Consider the following 2710-nt stretch of genomic DNA (forward strand, 5'->3'; position numbering starts at 1 on the left):
GGGCCCCGCAGCACACCGCTGCGGGGCCCTTCCCGTACGCACGCGTACGCCTTCCACTCCCACCGGTCAGTCTTCGTCGGCCAGGATCAGGTACAGCTTCTTGCGGGCCTCGTTGATCACGCCGACCGCCTTCTGGCGCTGCTCGGGGGTGCCGGTCTTCCAGACCTGCCCGAACGCCTCCATCAGACCGAAGCCGGCCTGCCGGATCTCGTTCACGGCCTCCCAGTCGACGCCGCGCCCGGCCTCCTCCCACGGAGCCTCCGGACCTTCCTCGGCCTCGGCGCGCCCGGTGTCGGTGAGCGTGAACAGCTTCTTGCCGCCCTCGCTCGCACTGGTGATCAGCCCCTCGTCCTCCAGCATCTGGAGGGTCGGGTAGACCGAACCCGGACTGGGCTTCCAGGCCCCGTCACTGCGCTCGCCGATCTCGCGGATCATCTCGTAGCCGTGCATCGGCCGGTCCTTCAGCAGCGCCAGGATCGAGGCGCGCACGTCACCGCGCCGCGCCCGTCCCCGACCGCCTCCGCGCCCCCGTCCGCCGAAGCCGCCCCCGAAGGGGCCGCCGCCGAACCCGGGCCCGAAGGGACCGAACGCGGCCCGCCGCCCTTCGAAGTCCCCGCGGGGGCCGCAGCCTCCACGACCGGCTCCGTGTCCGTTTCCGTACTCGTGTCCATGTGAACGCATCGCAACGCTCCTTCCATCGGGATTCAATCGTCGAACTGTCGCGATGCCTCAACGATATATCGGAACTGTTCGGCGAGCAATAGCCGTACACGCACGGCGCACATCGCGCCACCGATGGCGCCGCATGGCACCACATGGCGCCACCCGGTGCCACGTGACACCACCACAACCCTCCCGACATCGCCGACACGCACCTCACCCCGGGCACATTCATGCAGGTCAGCCCTTCAGAGCCAGCACCTTCACCAGCGAGACATCACGAGCGCTTGCGCATGGCGCCAGGATGGTGCCATCATGGCGTCATGGACCTCACCCCGTATGTCGACACCCTCCGCCGCGAACTCGCGGTGGCCGCCGAAGCCGGCGGCGAGGAAGCCCGCGAGCTGGCCGACAGGCTCACCGCTCCCCTGGAGTCGGCGGCCCGGCTGACCATGCTCAACGTGCTCTCCGCGGCGACGGACGAGATCACCCGCGAACTCGCCCCCGGATCCGTCGACGTACGACTGCGAGGCCTCGACCCCGACTTCGTGGTGACGCTGCCGCCCACCGGCACCGACACCCCCGCCGCACCCACCACCCCCGCCGAACCGCTCCCGGCCGCGGCCCCCACCGAGGGCGACGAGGGCGGCACCGCCCGCGTGAACCTGCGCCTGCCGGCCCACCTCAAGACCCGCGCCGAGGAGGCCGCGGCCCGCGAGGGCCTGTCGGTCAACGCGTGGCTGGTGCGCGCCGTGTCGGCCGCGGTCGACGGCGGCACCCGGCCGCGTACGACGGAGAAGGCCAGGACCGTCGGACAGAACTTCACGGGATGGGTGCGTTAGCCCGGCCCCTCCCTGCCCGCACCACTTCACCCACACCACGTCCCACCAGCGGGGACGAACCGAAGACCCAAGAGGACGGGACAGCCATGCCTTCTTTCGACACTCCCGAACCGATCTCGGCCACGGCGCGCGTGGATGCCGGCTCCATCCAGTTCACGGCGAGCGACCGCCCCGACACCGTCGTCGAGGTGCGGCCCCGCGACCCGAAGAAGGACCAGGACGTCCGGACGGCCGACCAGACCGAGGTCTCGTACGCCGGCGGCGCCCTGACCATCAGGACGCCCAAGCAGCGCTACTTCGTCGGGCGCACCGGCACCGTCGACGTGACGGTCGAACTCCCCTCCGGCTCCAGCGTCGACCTCACCGGCGCCTGGGCCCAGGTGCTCGGCGAGGGCCGCCTCGGCGAGGTCCGGGTGAAGACCTCCGCCGGCGACGTACGCCTCGACACCACCGGCCCACTGCACCTGACGGCGTCCCACGGCTCGATCACCGTGGACCGGGTCGAGGGCAAGGCCGAGATCACCACCAGCTCCGGCAGCCTGCGCGTCGGCCTCGTCGACGGCCCCGCCGTCCTGAAGAACTCGCACGGCACCACGACCGTCGGCACCGTGACCGGCGACCTGCGGGTGAGCGGCGCCCACGGCGACATCGACATCGCGCGCGCCGCGGCCTCGGTGGTCGCCACCACCGCGCACGGCACCCTGCGCGTCGGCGAGGTCGCCCGCGGCACCGTCCAGCTGGAGACCAACTACGGCGCCATCGAGGTCGGCATCCGCGAGGGCACCGCCGCCTGGCTCGACGTCAACTCCGGCTCCGGCCAGGTACGCAACACGCTCACCGCGTCCGAGACCCCCGCGGAGGCCGAGGACACCGTCGAGGTACGCGCCCGCACCCGGCACGGCAACATCGACATCCGCCGCGCCCGCGGCTGACCTCGCGCCACCCCACCCGCACCACCCGCGTCACCCGCGTCACCCGCACCACTGGCAGCACCGGCACCATCCTGCCCAGCGACCCCACCCAGCGACCTCACCCCTCGAACGGGAGGGCTCCATGCCTTCACCTGTCATGCCCACGCCCAGGCGCACCGACGGTTCGTCCCCGTCGCCCACCGCCATCTCCGCACACGGGCTGCGCAAGTCCTACGGCGACAAGACCGTCCTCGACGGCATCGACCTGAACGTCCCCGAAGGCACCGTCTTCGCCCT

Annotated in this window: 3 protein-coding genes and 1 pseudogene; 3 read left to right on the forward strand and 1 reads right to left on the reverse strand. The window is 71.7% G+C overall.

All coding sequences use genetic code 11. The features are described 5' to 3' along the window. Positions 1-66: 66 nt before the first annotated feature. Positions 67-681: a PadR family transcriptional regulator gene (locus ACFCY7_RS40285; RefSeq protein ID WP_376491054.1), complete on the reverse strand. Its 615-nt coding sequence runs from the start codon at positions 679-681 to the stop codon at positions 67-69. A gap of 302 nt (positions 682-983) precedes the next feature. Here ACFCY7_RS40285 and ACFCY7_RS40290 point away from each other — a divergent pair, with 302 nt between their 5' ends. The 3 genes and pseudogenes from ACFCY7_RS40290 to ACFCY7_RS40300 all read left to right on the forward strand — a co-directional run. Next, positions 984-1502 (forward strand): hypothetical protein, encoded by a 519-nt coding sequence (locus ACFCY7_RS40290; protein WP_376491055.1) that lies wholly within the window; start codon positions 984-986, stop codon positions 1500-1502. An 86-nt stretch (positions 1503-1588) separates the two neighbouring features. Next, positions 1589-2434 (forward strand): DUF4097 domain-containing protein, encoded by an 846-nt coding sequence (locus ACFCY7_RS40295; RefSeq protein ID WP_376491056.1) that lies wholly within the window; start codon positions 1589-1591, stop codon positions 2432-2434. Between the two features lie 136 nt (positions 2435-2570). Next, positions 2571-2710, forward strand: a pseudogene (locus tag ACFCY7_RS40300) (ABC transporter); the annotation flags it as partial.

Source organism: Streptomyces sp. NPDC056361, assembly GCF_042262805.1.
Taxonomy (GTDB): Bacteria; Actinomycetota; Actinomycetes; order Streptomycetales; family Streptomycetaceae; genus Streptomyces.